Below are 23,896 nucleotides of genomic sequence, written 5' to 3'. Positions count from 1 at the left end.
TCTCGTCCGGCCCTCGGGCCGCGTTCTCATCGGGCCCGCAGGCCACTGTCCGGTCGGGCCACGAGGCCGCTGCCGGCGGTCATTTCTTGACGCGAACCGTCTTGGTGGAGCGCGTTTCGAGGGTCATCTCGTCCGCATCCGCGACTTTCGCCTTCAGTCGCACAGTACCTGTCGCCGCATCGACCACGTCCACCACCTTCGAAAGCAATTTCGCGGTATCGGCGTTTCCGGAGGACGCGGCGAGCTGGACGGCTCGTCCCAGCTTGGCGGTGGCGCCATCGAAATCGCCCGATTTACGGGCATCCAGGCCCTGTTGGATGACCTGGGCCAGCTCGGCCTGGCCCGTGTAGTGGGCGACCTGGGGGTTGATCGAGGTGGAGGCCGCCATGTCGTCCGTCCACACCGCGCGTACCAGCCCTTGGGACAGCACCTCCGGGGAGCCGCCGCCCGGCGCGGGCAGGATCAGCGAGACCCGCGCGGCCAGCATCTCCTGGCCGATGCCCGCCTCGGGGACCCGTACGCACACGTGGTAGTCACGGGACTCGTCGCCCCAGGAACCGGTCGGGTAGTCCCCGGCCCGCGGTCCCGACTCCGTACGCCTGCCGGTCAGTTCCTCGACCGTCGGTGCCACCTGCTTGACGAAGACGATCTCCACGCCGACCGGCGTCCAGAGCCGCAGGGCGACATCCGCGACCTCCTTGCCCATCGCGTTCTCCATCATCTGCGTGAAGTCCGCGGCCAGCCCGGCCGGATCCGCGACGATGTCGGCCGTCCCGAGCAGCGCGGAGGCGATCGCCGTGACCTCCTTCACCTCCCAGTCCGTACCGACACCCCGGGCGTCACAGGTGAACCGGCCCGCACAGCTGTCGAGCGCGGCCCGCAGATCCTCCGGCGACTCGTGCTCGTTGCGGCCGTCGGTGAGCAGGATGCCGTGCCGGATCGCCACATCGGCCGAGGCCAGCAGCCGGTCGGTGAGACGCAGCCAGGTACCGATCGCCGTACCACCGCCCGCGGCGAGCCTGCGCAACGCCTCCTTGGCCGCCGCCCGGGTGCGGGCGTCTGCGACCGCCAGCCGTCCGTCGCCGGGGTAGACCTCCCTGGCCACATGCGTACCGTCGACGATCGCGAAGGCGACACCGTCGCGCAGCGTGTCGACCGCGGCGGCCGTGGCGTCCCGCGCGTTCCGCATCTTCGTGGGCGGATAGTCCATCGAACCCGAGCAGTCGACCATGATCACCACGGCCGCGTTCGGGCTCTGCCCGGGAAGGGCGGCCGACGCCGGCGAGGCTCCCGCGAACGTCACGCCACCGGTGGTCCCGCCACCCGTCGACGTGACCGTGACGATCGCGTTGACCTCCCGCCCGCCCTCCGGCAGATAGGCGTTCTGGTACACGTCGACGGAGAACTGCGGCACGTTCGACTTGGAGAAGTTCGCCATCTGTATCGGCTCCTTGACGCTCCACACAGCGGAGATCCGTGGGAGAAGTCGGTGAGTGGGATCGGTGGGAGAAGGAAAGAGTCAAGGGGAGTCAGGAGGAGTCAAGAGGGAAGGGCGGAGCGTGAGGCGCGTACGGCGGGTGCGGTGACGGCGCGGGCAGCGCGGGGCCCGCACCGCGCTCAGGCGGATCCTGCCCCTTGCGGTGGTACGGCGAACGGCACGACGGCCACTGTTACGTTGTCGTGGCCCCCGCCGTCGAGCGCGTGCCCGACCAGCACCTGGGCGGCGTGCAGCGGGCGCTCCGCCGCGTCGGCGGGCAGCGCCCGCGCCATCTCGTCCGCGCCCTCCGCGTAGTTCCACAGCCCGTCCGTGCAGACCACCACCACGCCGGGCCGGTCCGGCTTGAACGACGCCGTGTGCGGCTCCAGTTCGTACGCGTCGGCGCCGAGCCACCCCGTGATCGCGTGGGCGCGCTCGTCCGCGTACGCCTCCGCCTCGCTCATCAGCCCTGCCGCGACCATCTGGGCGGCCCACGAGTCGTCCTCGGTGAGCCGGGCGGGCGGTCCGCCGCGGTCGTCGGGGACCCAGTACGCCCTGCTGTCGCCGATCCAGCCGATGACCAGCAGCCCGTTCGCCACCACCGCGCCGACGATCGTGCAGGCCGGCGCGTTCTGGTGGTGGTGCTCGTGCTCCGTGGGCACCGACCCGGCAAGGGAGTTGACGGACTCTGCGGCGGCCACGATCGCGTCATGCATCGCCTGCTGCGGATGCGTACCGCGCTCCAGGGCGCCGAGCAGCGACTCGTTGGCCGACGACGACGCCGCGGCCGACGCCTCGTCCGGGCGGGTCGCCGACGACACCCCGTCGCAGACGACCGCCACCACGGCGGGCGAACCGTCCGGCAGGGCGGCCGACGACACGGCGAACGCGTCCTCGTTACGGTGATGGCGCAGCCCGCGGTCGCTGACCGCGGCCACCGAGCAGAGCTCCTGCTCCATGTGGTCGCGTTCGCGCGGCTGGGCGTGGCCGCAGTTCTCGCAGTAGCCGTCCGTGTCGACGCGGCCCGCGCGGCAGGCGACACAGATCTTCACCCCGGCCGGTGCCGCCGCGGCGCCCCTGCGCGGATCGGCCGAGGGAACCGGTGGGGGCTGCGGGGCCGACGGCGCCGGCGCCGCGGCCGGGACGGGCGGGGCGCCGCTCGCCCCCGCGGGCGCGGGGAGTTCGAAGTCGCCCGGGTGCTCGGGCAGCCGCGACCCCGTCGAGTCGACACCCGGCACCTCCTCGGGCAGATGGACCGGTACGGGCGTACCGGAGCTGTCCACGCCGGTCGCCGGGGGCCACTCCACCCCGCCCACCGGTGCGCCGGTGCCGGCCGACGCGGCCGGAGTGCCGGGAGCGCGCGGCTCCGTCAGCCCCACGCCGTGCATGACCAGCGTGGGGTGATCGTCCGGGCGCTCCCTGACAGCCGACAGGTCGTAGCCGCACCCGCCGCAGAACAGGTCGCCGGACTCCAGCGGCTCCTCGCAGCTCGGGCAGGTCGGCTGGTCGGCCGACCGGTGCATCTGGGACATCAATCACACCCACGTCCGGGGGCGGAAACGGTTGGCCCGCTCCACCAGTTCGATCCTCTCCTCGCCGGGCTCAGCGAGCCGGGCGAGTACCCGGTACGAGCGTTCCAGTCCAAGACGCAGACCACGCTCGTCCAGTTCGCTGCCGAGCAGCGCGCTCCGGGCGGGGCCCGACCCCGGTCCACCGGAGAGTACCCAGTCCAGAGCGGTGCCCAGAACCTCCGTCGACAACTGCTCCCGCCGCACGGCGTCCAGATCGAACTGCTGGAGCGCGGAGACCTGCTGCGCCGCGGCCGTCAGATCGTCGATCAGCGCCGGCTCCGTACCGAAGCCCCGCCCCGGCCCGGACGGTTGACCCGGACCGGGGGCGACGGCGGTCGCGGGCGTCGGTACGCCCCGCTCGCGCAGCCGCGCCCGTACGGCGGCGACGCGTGCCGCCGTGTAGTGGATCGACGCCTCGGGCACCGACTCCAGGGTCCGTACGGCGCCGGTCCGGTCCCCGGCGGCGAGCTGCACCCGCGCCAGCCCGAACGCCGAGCTGACATAGCTCGGGTCCGTCGTCCACACCAGACGGTAGTACTCGGCCGCGTTGTCCAGTTGACCCAGCACCTCGGCGCAGACGCCGAGCGCCAGCTTCGGCGCGGGCTCGCCGGGGAACGCGTCGTAGATCGCGTCGAAGGAGAGCGCCGCGACCTCGTGGTCGCCGCTCGCCAGCGAGGCGATCCCCCGGTACCAGACGACCCGCCAGTCGTCCGGGCGGCGCTCCTCCAGTACGTTCAGCGCCTCGGCGGCGGTGGCCAGTTCGCCCATCTCCAGCCGGGCCCGCAGCTCGCGCAGCCCGCGCTCCACCGAGTCGGTGGGAGCCGCGGCCAGCGCCGTGATCAGCTCCGTGGGCGCGGAGGCCAGCAGACCGGCGAGGAACCCGGCGTTCGGATCGTTCGGGTCGACCCGCGGCACGGGCAGGGCCAGCGCGGTCGCCGCCGCGTCGAGCGGCGCGAGCCGGGGCGCGCCGCTCCCGCCCGCGGGCGCGCCGAAGGCGGTCTCCGTGCCGAAGGCGGCTCCGGCGGGACGCGGGGGCTGTGCCGGCAGCGGGGAATGCGCGGGCAGGGCGGAGTGCGCCGTCTGCGCGGGCAGCGCGGGCAGCGCGAGCGGTGCGGGCGCCGGCGGTCCCGCGGGCGCGGCCGGCAGCGCGGCCGGACCGGCCGCCGCCTTGACGCGCCGGCCGAACAGGCCGCCCTTCGGCTCCGCCCGTACCCCCAGCCGTGAGACGTCCTCGGTCAGCTCCGCGAACAACTCCGTGTCCGTGACCCTCAGTTCCGGGCCGAACAGCGTGGACAGCGCGGGGCGCGGGCGACCCGTCTGGAGCGCCACGACCTCCCTCAGCACGCCCGTGAGCTGCTCCGCCATCTCCTGGGCCGAGGAGAACCGCCGGGCCGGATCGGGGTCCGTCGCCCGTACCAGCAGCCGGTAGAACGACTCGTACGTACGGAAGACGTCGATGTTGTCCGGGTCCGGGAGCGAGTCCGCGAACACGTTGGTGTAGCCCTGGAAGTCGAACGTCAGCACCGCCAGGGTGCGGGCGACCGTGTACAGGTCGGAGGCGACCGACGGGCCGGTCTCGGCGACCTCGGGGGCCTGGTAGCCCACAGTGCCGTAGATCGCCGACTCGTCGTCGTCCATCCTGCGGACCGCGCCCATGTCGATCAGCTTGAGCTGGTCCTCGGTCTGGATCGCGTTGTCGACCTTGAAGTCGCAGTACAGCAGGTTCCGGCTGTGGAGATGGCCCAGCGCCTCCAGCGCCTCGATGCCGTACGCGCACGCCTGCTCGACGGGGAGCGGGTCGCGCTTGCCCGCGCTCGTCCGCCGCTCGTTGGCGATCTCCTTGAGCGACTTGCCGCCCACGTACTCCATGACTATGTAGCCGTCCATGGAGCCCGTGCGCTGGTCGAGGTGTTCGACGAAGTTGTAGATGCGGACGATGTTGGAGTGCTCGATCTCGGCGAGGAAGCGCCGCTCGGAGATCGCCGCCTCCATGGCGTCCTGGTCGCCCGTGTCCAGCAGGCCCTTGAGGACCACCCAGCGGTCCGACACGGCGCGGTCGATGGCCAGATAGACCCAGCCGAGACCGCCGTGCGCCAGACACCCCACGACCTCGTACTGGCCGTGCACCACATTGCCCTCGTGGAGCTTGGGCACGAACGAGTACGGGTGCCCGCACTTCGTGCAGAACCCTTCCGTACGGCCCGGGCGGTCACCGCGCGCCCGGCCGACGGGCGCCCCGCAGTCCGAGCGTGAGCAGTACCGCTTGCGCTCCGGCACCTCGGGGCGCTCCATGACGGCGGAGCGCGGATCGGGGCGCGGCACGTCCGGCACGGAGACCAGGCCAGCGCCCAGCCGGTTGCGTCCCGAGGCGCTGGTGGACGAGCCGGAGCTGCGGACCGAGACCGACCGCGACGACACCCGCCCCGAGAGCGAGCGGGAGAGCCGGCCCGAGACGGACCGGCGGGAGGTCGAGGACCGGGAGGAGCGCCCCGTCGACGAACGTGCCGAACGCGCCGAGCGCCCAGAACGCGATGAACCCGACGAGCGCGAGGAGTCCCCGCTGCCCGAGCCCTTTCCAGAGCCGCCTCCGGAGCCGCTGCCGTCCCCGCCGCCGCCCGTGATGCCCGTGGGCGGCGAGGTGAGCGATCCGTTGGGGGAGACGACGGGGGCCAGACCGCAGGTGTCGCAGTACAGCTCACCGCCGCCCATGTCCTCGTACGAGCCCTCGCAGCCGGGGCGCTGGCACGCCGTGTTCCCGCTCATCCGTCCCCCTGCTCGCCTGCTGTCATGCCGCTCTCCGTGCCGGAGCCGTTCACCCTCACGCCCCACCCCCGCGGTCCGCTGGCCCCGGCGGGCCGGGCACGAGGACGTCCGCCGCGGCCCGCTGATACCGCAGGACGGCCTGCTCGGCGACGCGCAGATCGCAGGGCGCGCTCCACAGCATGCGGCGCGCCGCGTCGTACCGTTCGATCAGGAAGGGGTCCTCGGCCATGCCGTGCCGGGCGACCTTCGCCTTGTACGCGTCGAGCCGGCCGCGCAGTTCGGCGCGGACCGCGAGCGGCGCCGTGACCGCGGTCAGGGACTCGCGGGCCCGCAGCAGTTCGTCCTCCGCTTCCCGCTCCAGCGACTCCAGGAGCGGCGAGAGCCGGTGCCACTGGGCGTGCCTGCGGTACTCCGCGGCGGCCGACAGCCGTTCGTGGAGCACGGTCGGCGGACCGCTCACCGCGGGCACCTCGGACGCGGCGATCTTCGCCAGCACCTCACCGCGGGCCGTGCGCGCCTCGGCGAGCGTACGGTCGGCCCGCGACAGCACGTCGCGCAGCCGCATCAGCCGCTCCTCCGAGTCCTGGCGCACCCGCAGGACCGCCTCGATCTCGCCGCGCACGTCCTCCAGCGCGCGGGCCGCCCGGTCGTACCGCTCGGTGTCGGGCCGGCCGCCGCCCGGGGCCGAACTGCCGGGCGCGGGCCGCCAGAAGGCCAGTGGATCGGAGATCACCTGGGCGCGGAGCGTGGACAGCTCGTGGGTGATCGACTCCAGGTCGTCGCCCGCCGGATGCTCCCCGGGCCGTACGCCCACGGAGTGCGCCAGCGAACGCGTGCGCCGCAACTCCGCGGAGAGCAGGTCGATCCGGGCGGGCAGCGCCGACCACACGGAGTCCGCGGTCACGACCATGTCCAGCGAGCTCGCGTACAGCTCGTTCATCCGCGTCACCAGTTCGGCGAGCGTGAAGTGTTCGGAGAGCCGGGCCGGGCCGGTGAGGTGCGGCAGCGGCCGGGCGGAGCCCGCGACGGTGACACCCCGGCCGCGCAGCGTCTCCGTCAGCTCCACCAGGTCGTCGCGATTCGGCCAGCGCCGCCGGGCGCGCGCCTCACGGGCGCCGGTCAGCGCGGCGGTGTAGCTGTCGAAGTACGACCAGAGCAGGGTGATCGCGCCTTCGGCGGTGGCCCAGCGGTCCTTCGTGACCCCGGTCAGCTCGGCCCCTTCGAGGAGGCGGCGCCCCGCGTGGTCCTGGAGGGCGAGGAGCGAACTCTCGATCGCCTCGTGCTCCGCTTCGAGGCGCGCCAGGGCACGGTCCACCTCGTCCCGGTCCATCACCGGTCCCGGTGGCCTTCCCGTCGCCTCGGGAAAGGAGCCCGTGCCGCCCATCGATCACCTCTCCGCTCCGCCGTACGCCGCCGTGGCGCGTGCCTGCCGGCGCTGTCCGATCCCGTTCCGCCGCCGTTGCCACCGTCGTCCGCTGCCGCTGCCGCTGCCGTCCGTCGGGACTGTCGTCCGCCGCCGGGTGCTTCCCCGGCTCCATCAGCCGTCGGCCGTCAGCCGTCCTTGTACTTCGCCGCGGGCGGAGCGCTGATGCCCGGCAGCGCCGCCTTCAGCCACTTGTCGTACGAGAGCATCCAGCGGCTGTTCGCCCCACCCGCGCGATACCCGTCGAGCACCTTGTTCACCCGGGCCACCAGATCATCGTTGCCGAGCTTGGCCGCCACGCCGTAGTACTCCGGCTGGAGCGGCTCCCCGACCAGTTCGACCGCCGGGTCCTGGGCCGCCTGGCCGGCCGCCAGCGCGTTGTCCGTGACCACCGCGTCGACCTCGCCGAGCTGGAGCCTGACCAGGCAGTCGAGCTGGTTGGGCACCGTCAGCTGGTCCTTGTCGCCGGCCGTGTTGTCGTGCTCGTCCTTGAATATCGCGCCGTAGGACTCCTGTTCCAGCGCCTTGTACGCCGTCGACCCGTTCGCCGTGCAGACCCGCTTGCCCGCGAGAGTCCTGTTGAACCCGGTGATCGATGAGCCCTTCGGGGCGAGCACCTGCTGCCCCGTCTCGAAGTAGGCCGTGGAGAACGCGACCTGCTTGATGCGGTCGCAGTTGATCGTCATCGTCCTGACGACCAGGTCGACCGTGCCGTTGTCCAGCGCGGCGACCCGCTGATTGGTCGGGATGGCGCGGAAGATGACGTCCTTCTCGCTGCCGAGGATGTCCTTCGCTATGGCACGGGCGAGATCGATGTCGAAGCCCTGGGGCTCCTTGGTGTCCGGGTTGAGATAACCCCACCGGTAGCTGTTCTGGTCCACCCCGATGACCAGCTTCCGGTTCTCCCGCGCCTTGATCTCCTGGATGGAGGGACCGTCCTCGTTCGAGGCCGGCACGCTGCGCTCCGGCTCCTGGCACTCCTCGGCTGTCGCCGCCGGAACGGCCGTGGCCGTGCGCTCCGCCCCGCCGTCGGGGCGCTCCGCGACGGAGTGGGAGAGCGGAAGCAGGGTGAGCGACGCCGTCAGCACACAGGCGCCCGCCATCGCCGAGACACCGCCCCAGCCGCGCAGCCTGTCGAACGGCCGGGCACCGCGCGTCCCGCGGAACCGGCTGAGCCTGTCCCTCGCAGTCATCCCGCTCCCTCTCACCGGTACTCCGAAAGCCTGCGGCCTATGCCCAGGATCGCGCCCACCGCCGCCAGCAGGGCCAGCACCCCCGCGCCGACCGCCAGCCCCGTCAGCGCGTCCCTGCCGTCCGACGCCGCCCGCTTGAACTCCTTCTGCTCCTGCGCGACCGCCGTCCGCAGCGCCTTGTCCACCGTGTCGAACGACTGCCCCGTCGAACCGTCGTCGCCGATGACCTTCCGCACCGCCGCGCTGTAGTCACCGGCCTGGTCGGTCTCGCTGACCGACGTGTGGCGCTCGCGCCACTGGGTGACCGCCGAGATCGCCTCGTCCACCGGTCTGCCGCCCGCGCTGTCGTCGGCGAGCTTCTTCGCCTCGCCGAGCGCGGTGCTGAGCTTGTCCATGCCCGTTGTGTAGTCCGTCTCGTACTTGTCGTGTTTGCCGTCCGCCGTGAGGACCGCGCCCCTGGCCACCAGGGTGAGGTTCTCGTTCGCGCGCGCCTTGAGCGAGTTGATCCTCGCCTCGTTGAGGACCTTCAGCGATTCCTGACCCTGCGTCTGGGCGTTGTTCAGCTCGGTCCGCGCGACGGTCTGGCCGACGGCCAGCCACAGCAGCAGGACCGTGGCCCCGGCGGTGGCCGCGAGGAGGCCGTGGTTGAAGACGCGGTTGGTCCGGCGGAAGTTGCGCCGCTGCGCCCACACGAGCACGCCGAGCGCGACGACACCGACCGCCAGCGAGACGAACGGCCACAGCCGCGCGTCGTCGTTGTCCCGCGCCAGCCGCTCCGTCTCCGCCGCGTACAGCTTCTCGGCGGCCGGCAGCAGCTCCTTGGTCATCTGCTCGTTGGCGTACCGCAGATAGGCGCCGCCCAGCGGCAGCCCCTGCCGGTTGTTGGCGCGGGCCCGCTCGACCAGTCCGGTGTAGCGCGGCAGTCCTTCGTTGAGCGTTCTTATCTGCCGGCCGGACTCGCTCCCGCTGTCCGTGTGCGTCGCCGCCGTGATCAGCAGCCCCGACGCCGTCTCGATGTCCTCCCGGTACCGCTTCTGCACCGCGGCCGGCTCCTGGGCCCCCGCCAGGAAGCCGCTCGCCGCGGCCGTGTCGGCGTCGGCCAGCGAGCGGTAGATGTTCGCCGCGTCCGCGCTCAGCGGCTGGCTGCGGCTCACCACGTCGCCCGCGGCGGAGTGCCGGTCGGTGACCTCCCACGCCGTCACCGCGCCGAACGCCACCACCAGCAGCGCCAGGGCCGCGCCGATGATCCGCAGCCGGCCCGGCTCCGTCGTCGCCGCGGCGCGCAGCCGGTCCGTCGTCTCCCACCACACCGCGCGCCGCGCCGGCGGTCGCGGCGTGCCCGGTGGCGCGGACGGTGGCGCCGGCGCGTGCTGCGGAGCCGACGGTGGCGCTGTGCGCACATTCGGCGGGTATGTCACGTGACCTCCCCCTCGGTCATGGACGACGGCGGCCCGCCCCCTGCGGGCCGGGGGACAGCTCTCGGCCAGCAGTATGGCCGCAGGTACCGACAACTGCGCAAGAGCTGACTGGATCTTGATTGACGAACCGCCCGGCGCAGCCGCCCGCTCTCCCCACCATGAATACGCCGGGGCCCGGTGATCGGTTCCCCTTCACGGCAGTTCGTACGCCTTCGGATGACTCACGACCGGGCTACCCGACTTCTTCCCCCGGTACCCCTCGTTCCCCGCACCCACGCGCCTGACCCACGCGCCTGCTCCACGGCCCCTACTTGGCCAGATTCGGCGGCGGCGCGAGCGGGGACGCGGCCACGGACTGCGGGGACGTCGGGCTGGCCAGCGCCGACGGGGCCGCGACGCCCGCCGACGGGTCCGGCGCGGACTCCTCCTCCACCGGGGCCGGGACGCCCCCGACGATCCGGATGCCCGCCTCGTCGAAGGCCAGCTTGATCCGCCAGCGCAGCTCACGCTCCACCCGGAGCGCCTGGCCGGGCATGGTCTTCGCGGAGACCCGGACCGTCACCGAGTCCAGCAGCACCGAGTCCAGGCCCAGCACCTCCACCGGGCCCCACAGCCGCTCGTTCCACGGATCGTCCTTGGCGAGCTTCTCGGCCACCTGCTGGATCACCGTACGGACCCGCTCCAGGTCCTCCGTCGGCCGGACCATCACGTCCACGGCGGCCGTCGCCCAGCCCTGGCTGAGGTTGCCGATCCGCTTGACCTCACCGTTGCGTACGTACCAGATCTCGCCGTTGTCGCCGCGCAGCTTCGTGACGCGCAGCCCCACCTCGATCACCTCGCCGGAGGCGACCCCGGCGTCGATCGTGTCCCCGACGCCGTACTGGTCCTCCAGGATCATGAAGACGCCGGAGAGGAAGTCGGTCACCAGGTTGCGCGCGCCGAAGCCGAGCGCCACCCCGGCGACCCCGGCGGAGGCCAGCAGCGGGGCCAGGTTGATGCTCAGCGCGCCGAGCATCATCAGCGCCGCCGTGCCCAGGATCAGGAACGAGGTCACCGACCGCAGCACCGACCCGATGGCCTCCGAGCGCTGCCTGCGCCGCTCGGCGTTGACCAGCAGCCCGCCCAGGGCGGTGCCCTCGACGGTCTGGACGCTGCGGTTCATCCGGTCTATCAGCTTGGTCAGCGCCCGGCGGATCACATGGCGCAGCACCAGCGCGATCACCAGGATCAGCGTCATCCGCAGGCCGATGCTCAGCCAGGTGACCCAGTTCTCCTCCACCCAGCTCGCCGCGTCCCCCGCCCGGTCCGCCGCCTCGTCGAGCGTGACGGGGTCGGACGCGGAGCCGGCGGCCAGTGGGACGGACCAGGACACGACGGGGAACCTCCAGATGCGGGCCGGCCGGTGGTGCGGCGCGAGCGGTACGGCGGAAACGCGACATCCGGCCACGTGCGGGCGACCGGATGAACCACACTAACGGGGCAACGCGGCCCGTCCCGCGCCCCGCGCGACGGAGAGACGCGCCTCACGTGGGCCCCGCGGCGTGCCCGTACGGCCCCGGTGCGGCCCGGGGCGGGCAGGACCCCTGCCACGGGGCCTCCCGGTGGCTCCTGTGGCAGAAAACACTCCGAGCCCGTTACCTGGACGTGGTGGCGTTTCGACCAGGCATGAGGAGAGACTGAGAGCAGATCGTCCCGGCGCGAGCCACGTGCCGCCGGCGTACAAGGAGGCATCCGTGCCGCATGTCCTGGTCCTCAACGCGTCGTACGAGCCGCTCGGCGTCGTACCGCTCCGCCGCGCGCTCGTCCTCGTTCTGGAGAACAAGGCCCTCTGTCTTGAGGAATCCGGCGTCTATATGCACAGCGAGACCCGAGTCATCCCGGCCCCCAGCGTCGTACGGCTCAAGCGTTTCGTGCGGGTCCCCTACCGGGGGCCCGTCCCCTTGACCCGCCGGGCGCTCTTCGCCCGTGACGGCGGACGCTGCATGTACTGCGGTGGCGTCGCAACCAGCGTCGACCACGTCATTCCGCGCAGCCGTGGCGGGCAGCACGTGTGGGACAACGTGGTGGCGGCCTGCCGCCGCTGCAACCACGTCAAGGCGGACCGCCACCTGAGGGAACTGGGCTGGCGGCTCAACCACCAGCCCGCCCCGCCGTCCGGCCTGGCCTGGCGCATCATCGGCACCGGCCACCGCGACCCGCGCTGGATGCCGTACCTGCAGCCGTACGGAGCGGAGGACGCGGTGGCCCGCATCGACTCCTTCCTGTAGCAGCCGCTCAATCGCGGGCCCGCTCCTTATCGGCGGGCCCGCTCCGCACCGCGTACGCCTCGACGGAGAACAGCGAGTACCCGAAGCGGGTGCCCCTGGCATCGGCCTGGATCCGGAGGTACCGGGTGTCCTTCGCGTCCAGGCCGACCGCCTCCCGGCCGCCCCTGCCGTCCTTCACCGTCGCCGCCGTACGCCACCTGCGCCCGTCCTCGGAGACCTGGACGCGGTAGCGGCTCGCGTACGCGTCCTCCCAGCGCAGCACCAGCCGGCCGACCCGCGCCGGGCGGGCCAGTTCCAGCTGGAGCCAGGCGGTGTCCTCGACCCGGGCGGACCAGCGCGTCGCCGGGTCGCCGTCCACCGCCGCCGAGGCCGGGAAGTCGGGCGTCTCGTCGCCCGAGGACGACGCCGTGGCGGTACGGGCGAGATCCGGCCCCGTGGTGTCCGGTGCGGCGCGTACCGTCAGCGTGCGCTCCTCGCCCGCGAACGAGAGCGGCACCTCGTACGTGCCCGCGGGAGTGCCCGCACGGACGCTGACCTCGACGGGAACGGTCCGCTGTGAGCCGCGCGGCACCGTCGTCCCCTTCGGCGCCGTCACCTTGATGCCGGAGGGTGCCTTCGCGGTCAGGTCGCCCTTCACCCCGCCGGGGCGCAGCGACGTCAGCCGCGCCTCCACCCGTTCGGGACCGCCGCCGATCCGCGCGTCCGTCTCGCCCCGCGCCAGGGTCAGACCGGCCCGGGGCTCGTCGGCGAACCACGGTACGAACGCGACATCGGCCGGCGGGGTCGCCGCGGCGGACCCGGCGGGACCGGCCCGGCCGCCGGACCACACGATCCGTACCGCGTCCACCGGCTTCCCCTTCAGCGCCTTCAGCGCCGTCCCGGCGGGCTCGGTCCAGCCGCTCGGCGACAGCGGCCCCAGCGGCCGCCAGCCCTGCCCCGGCACATGGGCCTCGACAGCGGCGCCCGCGCCGGTCCCCGGCGCGGTCAGTGTGTTCAGCGTCTCGACGGGCCGGGGCCGCCCCACGCTGACGGTGTACGTGCGCCGGCCGTCCTCATCGGTGTCCTCCGTGACCGACTGGTCCTTCGCGCGCCCCACGCCCGTCCACGCCGAGGCCTCCTTCACCGCCCGGTCCAGGAAGGCGCCCAGCACACCCTTGCCGACGGTCGCCTTGCTCGCCCCGGCCGCCGAGTGCAGCGGCGCCAGGTCCACCGAGGCCCGCCACGCGCCCGCGCCGTCGCCGCGGTCCTGGGCGCTCAGCATGTCCACCGCCAGCTCGCCCGCCTCGCCGTACCGCGCGAGCTGGTCGAGCCAGGGCCGTACCTCGTCCTCCAGCAGGCCGCCGGCCGTGCCCGAGAGCTGTTCCGGGGTCTCGCGCATCGCCGTGAACGCGCTCCGCAGCGCGGTCGCCGCGGCCGTGCGCGCCCGGCCGTCCGAACTCGTGCGCGCGCGCCAGAACGCGTCCAGCAGCGGACGCAGATAGGCGGATTCCGGCTCGCCGAGGATGGACGAGGCCCCGTTGCCCGCCAGCACGCCCAGCGCGTCACGGGCCCGGCCGTCGCCGCCCGCGAGATCCGTGATCGCGGCCCGCCAGGACTCCTGGGGCCGGTAGCCGCGCGGATTCCACGCGTAGTCGGCGGCCGTGAACAGAGGGATGCGCGAGGCGGACGCCTGTTCCATCGCGTTGGCGAGCAGCGCGGCCGAGCCGGTGGCGACCGCCGGTTCCCGGCCGGTGTACGGGCCGAGGAAGAGCCGGCTCTGCTCGTAGTCGTTGACCGGATAGTTGTCCAGGGTGACCAGAGGGTGCTTGAAGGCGGTCCGTGCCTCCTTCAGCTCCCGGCCGGTGATGGTGCGCGGCACGACCCCGACGCCCGTCCACGCGACCTGGACGCGCGGGCCGAGCGCCCCGGCCAGCGCCGCGCGGTACTCCGTCGCACCGTCCTGGTAGTACTCCGTGGGCATCACCGTGAGCCGTTGGGCGTCCGGGTGCCGCTCGGCCAGCCCGGCCGCGACCGCGTTCGCCACCTGCGCCTGCGCCCTGGCCGCCGCCTCGGGGCCGGAGCCGAACGTCTCCGCGTCCGCCCGGCAGTGCCACTCGCTGTAGCTGACGTCCTGGAACTGGAGCTGGAAGGCGCGCACGCCCAGCGCCCACATCGCGTCGATCTTGCGCTGGAGCGCCGTGAGGTCCTGCTCGGAGGACATGCACATGGCCTGGCCGGGGGAGACGGCCCAGGCGAGCGTCACATGGTTGCGCCGGGCGCGCTCCGCCAGCTCGCGGAAGTCCGCGCGCTGCGCGGCGGGGTACGGATCGCGCCAGCGCGCCTGCCGGAAGGGATCGTCGCCGGGCGCGTACAGATAGCGGTTCTGTTTGGTGCGTCCCATGAAGTCGAGCTGCGCGAGGCGCTGTGTGTGGTTCCAGGGGCGGCCGTAGAAACCCTCCGCCGTACCGCGTACGGCCGTGCCCGGCCAGTCGCGTACGACCACCCCGGGAACGGCGGGCCGCTCGTCGTCGTTGCCCGTGCCGTTCGGGGAGATGAGCTGGCGCAGGGTCTGGGCCGCGTGGAACAGGCCGTCGGGGCCGATGCCGTCCAGGGCGACGGTGCCCCGGCCCGCGACGGTGCCCACCGCGAGCCGGTAGCCCCCGGAGGGGATGTCGGCCTGCTCGGGGGCGCGCAGCGCGTCGAGCGCGGCCCGCGCGCCCGCCCCGCCCGCGAGGACGACCGGGCCTTTCCCGGGAAGGGCTCCGGTGACGGACGCCGTCACGCTGTGCACGGTACGGACCCCCGCGGAGCGCAGCACCGCCGCCAGCTCCCGCACGGCGTACGGATCGGCTCCCGCGTCCGCGACGACGGTCGCCCCGTCCCCGAGGGGTACGGCCTTCCCGGCGGCCCGGATCGTCTGCGGCCGGGGCCAGACGGCGGGAACCTTGTCCCGGCTCGCCCGTTCGGGTGACAAGGCCGCGGGGGACCCCGGATCCCGGGGGGCGGCGAGCGCACCCGGCGCGGTGCCGAGAAGACCGCCGATCACGGCGACGGCCACGGCGGTCGCGGTCCCCCTCCGGTGCGCGCTGTGCCCGAGCTGCATGCCCGACTCCCCTCCTGCTGCTTCCCGGTACCACCGGTACCGCTGTCTGGCCCCGGCGCCGTGCCGAGAGCCTGCCGTAAGTCCGCCAACGCCGTTCCGTCACCGTCCTGTGGGAGTCGGTCCGGCAACCGGGTCGCAACCCGGCGCCGAGCGCTCACGAGCCCACCACCCCCGTGGTGAGGGTGTCAATGCATGCGGCCGTTGTGTCGCATTTGCCCGTTGTGGTAAGCAGGACCCCGCATCGCGGCGTTGATCAACCACTGGGCGCCAATACGTTCGAGCGGGCCCGCGGGTTCGAGGAACAGATCGTGACTCGACACACGTTTACGGGGGGTGGACGTCTGCGGTCCCGTCCGCTGGGTAGGGCTGCGGTGTCCTGTTCCCCGTCATCTGGAGGCGCCGTCATGGCCGCATCCGCTCAGCTCCTGCTCTCCGCACTCTCCAAACAGACCGGGCCCGCGCCGCTGACCAGCGAGCCTCCGCTCGCCGCCGACCTCGCGGGCCCCCTGACCAGTGAGCCCCCGCTCGCCGACGCCGCCCCTCTCACCAGCGAACCGCCCCTCGCCGACACCGCCCCGCTGACCAGTGAGCCGACCGCGCCCGGCACCGCCGGCGGTACGGAGTCCCCAGGGGTATGACCGTCTGAACCAAGGAGTCCGCATGGGCTTGGCCAGGCTCGCCGAGCTGCACGGTGTCGCCACCGCGTACTCACCCGCACCGGGCACCGATGTCCCGGTCCCCGACGACACGGTCGTCTCCGTGCTCGCCGCGCTGGGCGTCGACGCGTCCACGCCCGCGGCGGTGAGCGCCGCCCTGAGCCGTGCCGAGTCCGCCGCCGGGAGCCGTCTGCTGCCGCCCACGCTGGTCCTCTGGCACCCGTCGCGCGGATCCGGGATTGTCCCCCCAGACGGTGCCGACGGTGTCGACGACGCCGGCGACAGCGGCGGTGCCGGCGCGGACCGGCCGCTGCCGGCCGCCCTGACGGCGCTCCCCGCGGGCTCGACGCTCCGCGTGGAGGTCGAGTACTGGCGGAGCGCGCGCGGGGAGACGGTCGAACTGCCGTGCGCGGCCCCCGCGCCCGCGGCGACCTGCGTGCCCGCCACCCCCTCCGGGTGGGCCCGGCTGCCGCTCGGCGTGCACCGGCTCTCCGTCGAGGCCCCCGACGGCCGTACGGAACGGGCCGTGCTCGTCGTCGCGCCCGACCGGGTGCCGGAGGCCCCCGCCCGTACCCACGGCTTCCTGGTGCAGCTCTACTCCCTCCTCTCCACCCGCTCCTGGGGCATGGGCGACCTCGGCGACCTCGCCGAACTGGCCACCTGGTCGGGCCGGTCCCTCGGCGCGGGCTTCGTCCAGATCAACCCGCTGCACGCCGCCGTGCCCGGCGCCCCGGCCGACCCCTCCCCGTACCGCCCCTCCTCGCGCCGCTTCCCCGACCCGGTCCATCTGCGGATCGAGGCCGTGCCGGAGTACGCGTACGTACGCGGCCCGGACCGTGAGCGGCTCGACGCGCTGGCGGAGAAGGGCGCCGCGCTCCGCGAGGCCGTTCTGGGCAAGAAGGGCCGAGCCTCCGGCCCCGACGCCCCGGAGGGCGGCGGGCTGATCGACCGTGACGCCGTGTGGGAGCTGAAGCGCGCCGCCCTGGAGATCCTCGACCGCGTCCCGCTCGGCCCCGGCCGGCAGGCCGACTACTGCGACTTCCTCGCCGCCCAGGGCCGCGCCCTGGAGGACCACGCCACCTGGTGCGCCCTCGCCGAGGTCCACGGCCCCCGGTGGCGCGACTGGCCGGACGGGCTGCGCGACCCGCGCTCCGCCGAGACCACCGCCGCCCGGACCCGGCTGCTCGACCGCGTCGACTTCCACTGCCGCCTCGCCTGGCTCACGGACGGACAGCTCGCCGCCGCCTCCCGCGCCGCCCGGGACGCCGGAATGCCCGTCGGGATCGTCCACGACCTCGCCGTCGGGGTACACCCGGACGGCGCCGACGCCTGGGCGCAGCAGGACGCCTTCGCGGACGGCATCTCCGTCGGCGCCCCACCGGACGCCTTCAACGCGCTGGGCCAGGACTGGGGGCTGCCGCCCTGGCGCCCGGACATCCTGGCCGCGTCCGGCTTCGCCCCGTACCGCGGACTGCTCCAGGGCCTGCTGCGACACGCGGGGGCGCTGCGGATCGACCATGTCATGGGACTGTTCCGGCTCTGGTGGGTGCCGCGGGGGCGGCCGCCCACGCACGGCACGTACGTGCGCTACGACGCGGAGGCCATGCTCGCCGTCCTCGCCCTGGAGGCGCACCGGGCGGGCGCCGTGGTCATAGGGGAGGACCTGGGCACGGTCGAGCCCGGCGTGCGCGAGACGCTGGAGCGGCGCGGCGTGCTCGGCACCTCGGTGCTCTGGTTCGAGCGCGACTGGGCCGGTACGGGGCGTCCGCTGCCGCCCGAGAGCTGGCGCGAGGGGTGTGTGGCCACCGCCACCACCCACGACCTGCCGTCCACCGCCGCGCGGCTCACCGGCGAGCACGTGGAACTGCGCCACCGCCTCGGCCTGCTCACCCGCCCGCTGGCGCGGGAGCAGTCGGAGGAGCACGCGGAGGTCGCGGAGTGGCTCGGCTGCCTCGCCCGGCTCGGGCTGCTGCCCGGTGGCTACGGCGGCGACGAGGACGAGGAGGAGGCCATCCGCGCGGTCTACCGCTTCCTGCTGCGCACCCCGGCGCGGATGGTCGGCGTCTGGCTGCCGGACGCCGTGGGCGACCGCCGCCCGCAGAACCTGCCGGGCACCTGGGACCAGTACCCCAACTGGCGGCTGCCCGTCGCGGACGCGCGGGGCCGCCCGATGACGCTGGAGGAGCTGGCCGCCTCGCCGCGCCTGCACCGTCTGACGGAGGTGCTGCGGTCCGGATGAGCCCGGGCGCCACCCGCGGACGGGCCCGTCCGGCACCGCGGGGGCGGGTGCGTACGGACCCGGCGGGCGGGCTCGTACGGCCCGGTGGACAGGCTCGTACGGCACCCCGCCCGCGCGGGGCTCAGGGGCGTTCGCTACGTTTGCACCGTGGACAAGAAGAACACTCTGCGCGCCGGCGCCCTGGCGGCCGGTACGACGCTGATGATGCTGCTCATGACGTCCCCGGCCCTCGCGCTGACCCGGGACGACGGCGACGACCCCGGCCCGGGCCTGAGTGTGGCCGAGACCCTCGGCCTGTTCGTGGTCGCGCCGCTGGTGATCTTCGGGGTCATCACCGGTCTGGTGATGGTGCTCGACAAGTCCCGCAAGCAGCACGCCTGACGCCTCCGCCTCCGAAGGCGCCGCCCGCACCACAGCTCGGTGCCCGGGCGGCGCCTTCGCGCGTGTCCGGTGACCCGAGGGCGGCAGGCCCTACGTGGGGAGCTGCCATTGCTGGTTCACGCCGGTGTGGCAGTCGAAGATGATGAGCGGCGTGCCGTTCTCCGATTTTCCCTCTTCGAGGTCCAGGCACCGGCCCGACCCCACGTTCTTGAGCGTCCCGTCGGCCTGGCTCTCCCACTGCTGCGCGGGGGTTCCGTTGCAGTCCCACAGCCGTACGGGCGTCCAGTTGTCGGTGCCGCTCCACTCCACGTCCATGCACTTGCCCAGCGCCTGGATCTGGCCCCCGCCGAGCACCTTCCAGCGCTGGGCGTCGGTGTTGTTGCAGGTCCACAGCTGAAGCCCGGCGCCGTTCTCCGTGTCGGAGTTGGCGACGTGCAGGCACTTGGCGTCCATCCCGGTCACCGCGCCCTCCGGCTCCGCGGGGCCGGTTTCCTTGGGCACCAGCTCGACGGGGGACTCGACCGCCCCCGTGGGCGACGACGGCCCGCTCGCGTCGACGGTGTCGTCACCCCAGCTGGGTCTGACCACCAGTAAAACCGCCCCGACGAGCGCCACGAGCACGGCGGCACTCGCCGACACCAGGGCGGCCCGCCGCCCGGCGTCCCGCGCGGGGGGAGGCGCCGGGACGAGCCGTGCCGGGGCGAGCAGCGTCCGGGGCGCCGCGGCGACCGTCGGGTCCTCGTGCGGAGTCCGCGGTGTGTGCGGTGTGTGCGCGGCGGCGACGGGCGGCGAGTCCGGGGAGCGCGAGGGATCCGGGTGGCCCGCCACCCCGTCCAGGACCGTCGGGGTGGGGCTCTGCGCGGCGACGAGTTGCCGGTAGACCGGATCCTCGGTGAGAGCGGACCGCACATCGCACCGCCGGATGATCTCCGCGGGATCCGGCCGCCGCTCGGGCGCCACCTCGACACACGCGGTGATCAGTTCCGCGAGGTCCGGATCGACGCCGTCGACGTCGATCTCCCCGTTGAGGCTGCGGTAGACCACCCCCGCCGCGTTGTCCCCGAAGGGGCCGCGTCCGGTCGCCGCGTACGCCATGGTCGCGCCGAGGGCGAACACGTCGGCCGGCGGGCCGACCAGGCTCTCGGTGATCACCTCGGGCGCGGTGTAACCGAGGCTGCCCACCGTCTGTCCGACCTGGGTGAGCGCGGTCTGGTCCGTCGTACGGGCGATGCCGAAGTCGATCAGCCGGGGCCCGTCGGCCGACAGGATGATGTTCTGCGGCTTCAGATCGCGGTGGCTGACCCCGCGCAGATGCACGTCCGCGAGCGCCTCGGCGAGGGCGGCGAACAGCAGCAGACAGAACCGGTGCGGCAGCCCGCCCGGCACCTGCGACCGGATCACCGCGGCGAGCGTGGGGCCCGGCACGTACTCCGTCGCCAGCCAGTACGGCCGGGCGTCGACCTCCGCGTCGACCAGCGCCGCCGTGTACGCGCTGCGCACCCGCCCCACGGTCTCCACCTCGCGCCGGAACCGGGCCATGATGTCGGCGGACTCGGCGAAGTCCTCCCTGACCACCTTGATGGCGAGCAGCCGTCCCCCGGGCGAACGCCCCAGGTACACCTGTCCCATGCCGCCCGCACCGATGCGCGCGAGGATCGTGTGGTGGCCGAGCTTGGTGGGGTCAGTGGTACGCAGCTGATTCACGACCGGACCATCTCATAAACACCGCAGGGGAGTTGAACTGGGTAGGCGGTGGTCCGGGCCGGGGCCGGGGCCGGGGGCGGCCGGCGATGCCGGGCCGGGACCGGCACCCGCCCGGACCACCGCCTGCGGGGGAACCGAGGGTGGGTCAGACGAGGTTCGGGACGGCCCCGGAGATCTCGTCGTCCCAGTTGGTGACGACCGGCTTGTCGACGGTGGCCGTGTCGGGAAGCTTGATCTCGGCCGGGTCGGGGTCGTCCTCCGAGGTGGCGATGATGATGTTCTCGAACTCCACGCCGTTGTCGTCCTGGGTGGTCTTGGGGTTGACGCCGGCGTAGGCGACGACGGAGCCGGTGAGCTTGATGGGGTCTTCGCCGCCCTGCCCGATGGGGGAGGCGACGCCCTTCCTGTTGGAACCGAAGGACACGCTGGGGGTGTTGGGGTCCAGGTAGCAGGTGATGCCGGACTTGGCCGAGACGGTGATGAGGTAGTAGCCGCCGGCCTGGGTCTCCGAAGTGACCTTGAAGTTCACGTCGTTGGTGCCGCAGGACTGCCCGTAGCCGTCCTTCTTGGAGTCGTCGGAGTCGGCGGCCGAGTCGGAGGAGCCGGAGTCCTTCGAGCCGGAGTCCTTGGAACCGGAGTCGGAGCCGGAGTCGCCGGAACCGCCCGTGGTGGAGCTGCCGCCGCTGGAGCCGGAAGTGGCGGAGGAGGTGGCCGCGGCGTCCGTGGCGCCGTCCTCCTCGGGGCCGCAGGCGGTCATGGTCGCGGCGAGGGCCGTTACGGTGGCGGCGGCGAGGACGAGGCGGGCGGAACGGGCGGCGAGACGCGAACGCATCTTGATCTCCAGCGGCTGTCGGTTGCGGTGTTTCCTGCTGACACCGACGACATTAGGGTCGGCTCGATCCTGAAATGATCCCGCCGATGTCCGGGTTCTGTCTCAGCGAATCGGTTCCATGAAAACGCCTCGGATTCGCAACAACCCCAGCTCAGAGCCCTGCCGGGCACCGCCCGCGCCCCGCCGGGCAACGCGCGAGGTACCTATGGGCACCATGCCCGGTGGCCACCCGCAGGTGACCACCGGACACATCAGGCACGCCGGGCTCGCCGGGCTCGGCTCACGGCCACGAGCCCCCGGCGTCAGCCGGTTACGCGCCCGCCGCCTCGTCCGCCGCCTGGGCCCGCAGGGCGCGTTCCACGCCCGAGCGGGACTCCGAGATCAGCCGGCGCAGGGCCGCGTTCGGGCCCGCCGAGGCGAGCCAGGCGTCCGTCGCGTCCAGGGTCGCCTGCGAGACCTGGATCGCCGGGTAGAGGCCGATCGCGACCTGCTGCGCCATCTCGTGCGAGCGCGCGTCCCAGACGCCCGCGACCGCCGCGAAGTACTTCTCCGCGTACGGCGCCAGCAGCTCGCGCTGGTCGGTCTGGACGAAGCCGCCGATCACCGCCTCCTGGAGGGAGTTGGGCAGCTTGTCGCTCTCCACGACCGACGCCCAGGCCTCCGCCTTGGCCTCGGCCAGCGGCCGGGCCGAGCGGGCGGCGGCCGCGTGGCGTTCGCCCGCCGCCGTGCGGTCGCGCTCGTACTCCGCCGCGATCTCCTCCTCGTCGTGCAGCCCGACCGCCGCCAGCCGCTGGACGAACGCCCAGCGCAGCTCCGTGTCGACCGCCAGACCCTCGACCGACTCCGTGCCGTCCAGCAGCCCCTGCAACAGGTCGAGCTGGTGCGGCGTGCGGGCGGTCGCCGCGAAGGCCCGTGCCCACGCGAGCTGGTGGTCGCTGCCCGGCTCCGCCGCCCTGAGGTGGGCCAGCGTCGCCTCCGTCCACTGCGCCAGCCCCGCCTCGCGCCACGCGGGCGCCGCGTACAGGTCGAGGGCCAGCTTCACCTGGCGGTGCAGCGACTGGACGACACCGATGTCCGACTCCTTCGCGATGCCGGACAGCACCAGCGCCAGGTAGTCGCGGGTCGCCAGCTCGCCGTCGCGCGTCATGTCCCACGCCGACGCCCAGCACAGCGCGCGCGGCAGCGACTGCGTGAAGTCCCCGAGGTGCGCGGTGACCACGCGCAGCGACTCCTCGTCGAGCCGGACCTTCGCGTACGACAGGTCGTCGTCGTTGAGCAGGATCACGGCCGGGCGCGGGGTGTCCGCCGGGAACGGCACCTCCGTACGCTCACCGTCGACGTCCAGCTCGATCCGGCTCGTACGGACGAGCTTGCCGTCCTCGTCCAGGTCGTAGCAGCCCACCGCGATCCGGTGCGGACGGAGTGTCGGCTCGCCCTTGGCGCCGGCCGGGAGCGCCGGGGCCTCCTGCCGTACCACCAGCGACGTGACGTTCCCCGCCTCGTCCAGCTCGATCTCCGGGCGCAGGATGTTGATGCCGGCCGTCTCCAGCCACGCCTTCGACCAGGTCTTCAGATCGCGCCCGGAGGTCTCCTCCAGCGCGCCCAGCAGGTCCGACAGGCGCGTGTTGCCGAAGGCGTGCGCCTTGAAGTACGCCTGCACGCCCTTGAAGAACTCGTCCTGTCCGACGTACGCGACGAGCTGCTTCAGCACGGAGGCGCCCTTGGCGTACGTGATGCCGTCGAAGTTGACCAGCACATCGTCCAGGTCGCGGATCTCCGCCATGATCGGGTGCGTGGAGGGCAGCTGGTCCTGCCGGTACGCCCAGGTCTTCATGGAGTTGGCGAACGTCGTCCAGGAATGCGGCCACCGCGAGCCCGGCGCGTACGCCTGGCAGGCGATCGACGTGTACGTGGCGAACGACTCGTTCAGCCACAGGTCGTTCCACCACTCCATGGTGACCAGATCGCCGAACCACATGTGCGCCAGTTCGTGCAGGATCGTCTCGGCCCGCGTCTCGTACGCCGCGTCCGTCACCTTCGAGCGGAAGACGTACTGGTCGCGGATGGTCACCGCGCCCGCGTTCTCCATGGCGCCCGCGTTGAACTCCGGGACGAAGAGCTGGTCGTACTTGGCGAAGGGGTACGCGTAGTCGAACTTCTCCTGGAACCAGTCGAAGCCCTGGCGCGTGACGTCGAAGATCGCGTCCGCGTCCAGGTACTCGGCGAGCGACGGCCGGCAGTAGATGCCCAGCGGCACGGACTGCCCGTCCTTCTCGTACGAGCTGTGCACCGAGTGGTACGGGCCGGCGATCAGCGCGGTGATGTACGACGAGATGCGCGGCGTCGGCTCGAAGACCCAGGTGTGGTCCCGGGGCTCCGGCGTCGGCGAGTTGGAGATGACGGTCCAGCCCTCGGGCGCCTTCACGGTGAACTGGAAGGTGGCCTTCAGGTCCGGCTGCTCGAAGGACGCGAAGACGCGCCGCGCGTCCGGGACCTCGAACTGCGTGTAGAGGTACGCCTGCTCGTCCACCGGGTCGACGAAGCGGTGCAGCCCCTCGCCCGTGTTGGTGTACGCGCACTCCGCGACGACCGTCAGCTCGTTGGGCCCCTCGTGCAGTTCCTTGAGCGCGATCCGCGAGTCGGCGAAGACGGCGGCGGTGTCCAGCGCGGTGCCGTTCAGCACGACCTCGTGCACGGCGGGCGCCACCAGATCGATGAAGGTCTCCGCCCCGGCCTCGGCGCTGCGGAACCGCACGGTGGTCACGGACCGGAAGGTGCCGCCCTCCTGCGCGCCGCTGAGATCGAGGTCGATCCCGTACGAGTCAACGCTGAGGAGGCGTGCGCGCTGCTGTGCCTCTTCGCGGGTCAGATTTGTGCCAGGCACCCGGTT

At 73.1% G+C, this 23,896-nt stretch carries 15 protein-coding genes; 4 read left to right on the top strand and 11 right to left on the bottom strand.

The window, feature by feature from the left end; translation table 11 throughout:
- Window positions 1–79: 79 nt before the first annotated feature.
- From AB0P17_RS23630 to AB0P17_RS23600, 7 genes are all read right to left on the bottom strand, one after another.
- Window positions 80–1,438, bottom strand: coding sequence for a VWA domain-containing protein (locus tag AB0P17_RS23630; RefSeq protein ID WP_365813863.1), 1,359 nt, complete (start codon window positions 1,436–1,438; stop codon window positions 80–82).
- Between the two features lie 179 nt (window positions 1,439–1,617).
- The gene (locus tag AB0P17_RS23625; RefSeq protein ID WP_365813862.1) at window positions 1,618–3,009 is read right to left on the bottom strand and encodes a protein phosphatase 2C domain-containing protein; all 1,392 of its coding nucleotides are present in this window, start codon (window positions 3,007–3,009) and stop codon (window positions 1,618–1,620) included.
- A gap of 3 nt (window positions 3,010–3,012) precedes the next feature.
- Entirely contained in the window at window positions 3,013–5,811 is a 2,799-nt protein-coding gene (locus tag AB0P17_RS23620; RefSeq protein WP_365813861.1) for a tetratricopeptide repeat protein, read from the bottom strand.
- Between the two features lie 55 nt (window positions 5,812–5,866).
- Window positions 5,867–7,195 (bottom strand): hypothetical protein, encoded by a 1,329-nt coding sequence (locus AB0P17_RS23615; protein ID WP_365813860.1) that lies wholly within the window; start codon window positions 7,193–7,195, stop codon window positions 5,867–5,869.
- A 167-nt stretch (window positions 7,196–7,362) separates the two neighbouring features.
- Window positions 7,363–8,427 carry a glutamate ABC transporter substrate-binding protein gene (locus AB0P17_RS23610; protein ID WP_365813859.1) on the bottom strand — a complete coding sequence of 355 codons (1,065 nt, stop codon included), beginning with the start codon at window positions 8,425–8,427 and terminating at the stop codon, window positions 7,363–7,365.
- An 11-nt stretch (window positions 8,428–8,438) separates the two neighbouring features.
- Window positions 8,439–9,737 carry a hypothetical protein gene (locus AB0P17_RS23605; RefSeq protein WP_365813882.1) on the bottom strand — a complete coding sequence of 433 codons (1,299 nt, stop codon included), beginning with the start codon at window positions 9,735–9,737 and terminating at the stop codon, window positions 8,439–8,441.
- Between the two features lie 415 nt (window positions 9,738–10,152).
- Window positions 10,153–11,217, bottom strand: a complete 1,065-nt coding sequence (locus AB0P17_RS23600) for a mechanosensitive ion channel family protein (RefSeq protein ID WP_365813858.1) — start codon at window positions 11,215–11,217, stop codon at window positions 10,153–10,155.
- Window positions 11,218–11,578: 361 nt separating this feature from the next.
- Here AB0P17_RS23600 and AB0P17_RS23595 point away from each other — a divergent pair, with 361 nt between their 5' ends.
- On the top strand, window positions 11,579–12,112 hold the full coding sequence (locus AB0P17_RS23595) for an HNH endonuclease (RefSeq protein ID WP_365813857.1): 534 nt from the start codon (window positions 11,579–11,581) through the stop codon (window positions 12,110–12,112).
- A gap of 7 nt (window positions 12,113–12,119) precedes the next feature.
- Here the strand turns inward: AB0P17_RS23595 and AB0P17_RS23590 are convergent, their stop codons facing one another.
- The gene (locus AB0P17_RS23590; RefSeq protein ID WP_365813856.1) at window positions 12,120–15,194 is read right to left on the bottom strand and encodes a beta-N-acetylglucosaminidase domain-containing protein; all 3,075 of its coding nucleotides are present in this window, start codon (window positions 15,192–15,194) and stop codon (window positions 12,120–12,122) included.
- Between the two features lie 404 nt (window positions 15,195–15,598).
- Here AB0P17_RS23590 and AB0P17_RS23585 point away from each other — a divergent pair, with 404 nt between their 5' ends.
- From AB0P17_RS23585 to AB0P17_RS23575, 3 genes are all read left to right on the top strand, one after another.
- The gene (locus tag AB0P17_RS23585) at window positions 15,599–15,832 is read left to right on the top strand and encodes a hypothetical protein (protein ID WP_365813855.1); all 234 of its coding nucleotides are present in this window, start codon (window positions 15,599–15,601) and stop codon (window positions 15,830–15,832) included.
- 22 nt (window positions 15,833–15,854) lie between these two features.
- Window positions 15,855–18,089 carry a 4-alpha-glucanotransferase gene (gene malQ / locus AB0P17_RS23580; protein WP_365813854.1) on the top strand — a complete coding sequence of 745 codons (2,235 nt, stop codon included), beginning with the start codon at window positions 15,855–15,857 and terminating at the stop codon, window positions 18,087–18,089.
- 147 nt (window positions 18,090–18,236) lie between these two features.
- The gene (locus tag AB0P17_RS23575; RefSeq protein ID WP_365813853.1) at window positions 18,237–18,470 is read left to right on the top strand and encodes a hypothetical protein; all 234 of its coding nucleotides are present in this window, start codon (window positions 18,237–18,239) and stop codon (window positions 18,468–18,470) included.
- Window positions 18,471–18,560: 90 nt separating this feature from the next.
- Here the strand turns inward: AB0P17_RS23575 and AB0P17_RS23570 are convergent, their stop codons facing one another.
- The 3 genes from AB0P17_RS23570 to pepN form a co-directional block, all read right to left on the bottom strand.
- Window positions 18,561–20,174 carry a ricin-type beta-trefoil lectin domain protein gene (locus AB0P17_RS23570; RefSeq protein ID WP_365813852.1) on the bottom strand — a complete coding sequence of 538 codons (1,614 nt, stop codon included), beginning with the start codon at window positions 20,172–20,174 and terminating at the stop codon, window positions 18,561–18,563.
- A gap of 145 nt (window positions 20,175–20,319) precedes the next feature.
- A complete protein-coding gene (locus AB0P17_RS23565) occupies window positions 20,320–21,006 on the bottom strand; it encodes a hypothetical protein (RefSeq protein ID WP_365813851.1) in 687 nt (228 codons plus the stop codon).
- Between the two features lie 310 nt (window positions 21,007–21,316).
- Window positions 21,317–23,890: an aminopeptidase N gene (gene pepN / locus AB0P17_RS23560; protein WP_365813850.1), complete on the bottom strand. Its 2,574-nt coding sequence runs from the start codon at window positions 23,888–23,890 to the stop codon at window positions 21,317–21,319.
- Between the last annotated feature and the right edge of the window lie 6 nt (window positions 23,891–23,896).

This window comes from Streptomyces sp. NPDC088124, assembly GCF_040685895.1.
In the GTDB taxonomy this organism is placed as follows: domain Bacteria; phylum Actinomycetota; class Actinomycetes; order Streptomycetales; family Streptomycetaceae; genus Streptomyces.
Note: the sequence above shows the minus strand (reverse complement) of the source record. Positions and strands in the feature narration are given on the sequence as shown.

Coding starts and splice junctions, on each gene's coding strand:
- AB0P17_RS23630 (WP_365813863.1), bottom strand. CDS start 1,438: ATGGCGAACTTCTCCAAGTCGAACGTGCCGCAGTTCTCCGTCGACGTG.
- AB0P17_RS23625 (WP_365813862.1), bottom strand. CDS start 3,009: ATGTCCCAGATGCACCGGTCGGCCGACCAGCCGACCTGCCCGAGCTGC.
- AB0P17_RS23620 (WP_365813861.1), bottom strand. CDS start 5,811: ATGAGCGGGAACACGGCGTGCCAGCGCCCCGGCTGCGAGGGCTCGTAC.
- AB0P17_RS23615 (WP_365813860.1), bottom strand. CDS start 7,195: ATGGGCGGCACGGGCTCCTTTCCCGAGGCGACGGGAAGGCCACCGGGA.
- AB0P17_RS23610 (WP_365813859.1), bottom strand. CDS start 8,427: ATGACTGCGAGGGACAGGCTCAGCCGGTTCCGCGGGACGCGCGGTGCC.
- AB0P17_RS23590 (WP_365813856.1), bottom strand. CDS start 15,194: ATGCAGCTCGGGCACAGCGCGCACCGGAGGGGGACCGCGACCGCCGTG.
- AB0P17_RS23585 (WP_365813855.1), top strand. CDS start 15,599: ATGGCCGCATCCGCTCAGCTCCTGCTCTCCGCACTCTCCAAACAGACC.
- malQ (WP_365813854.1), top strand. CDS start 15,855: ATGGGCTTGGCCAGGCTCGCCGAGCTGCACGGTGTCGCCACCGCGTAC.
- AB0P17_RS23565 (WP_365813851.1), bottom strand. CDS start 21,006: ATGCGTTCGCGTCTCGCCGCCCGTTCCGCCCGCCTCGTCCTCGCCGCC.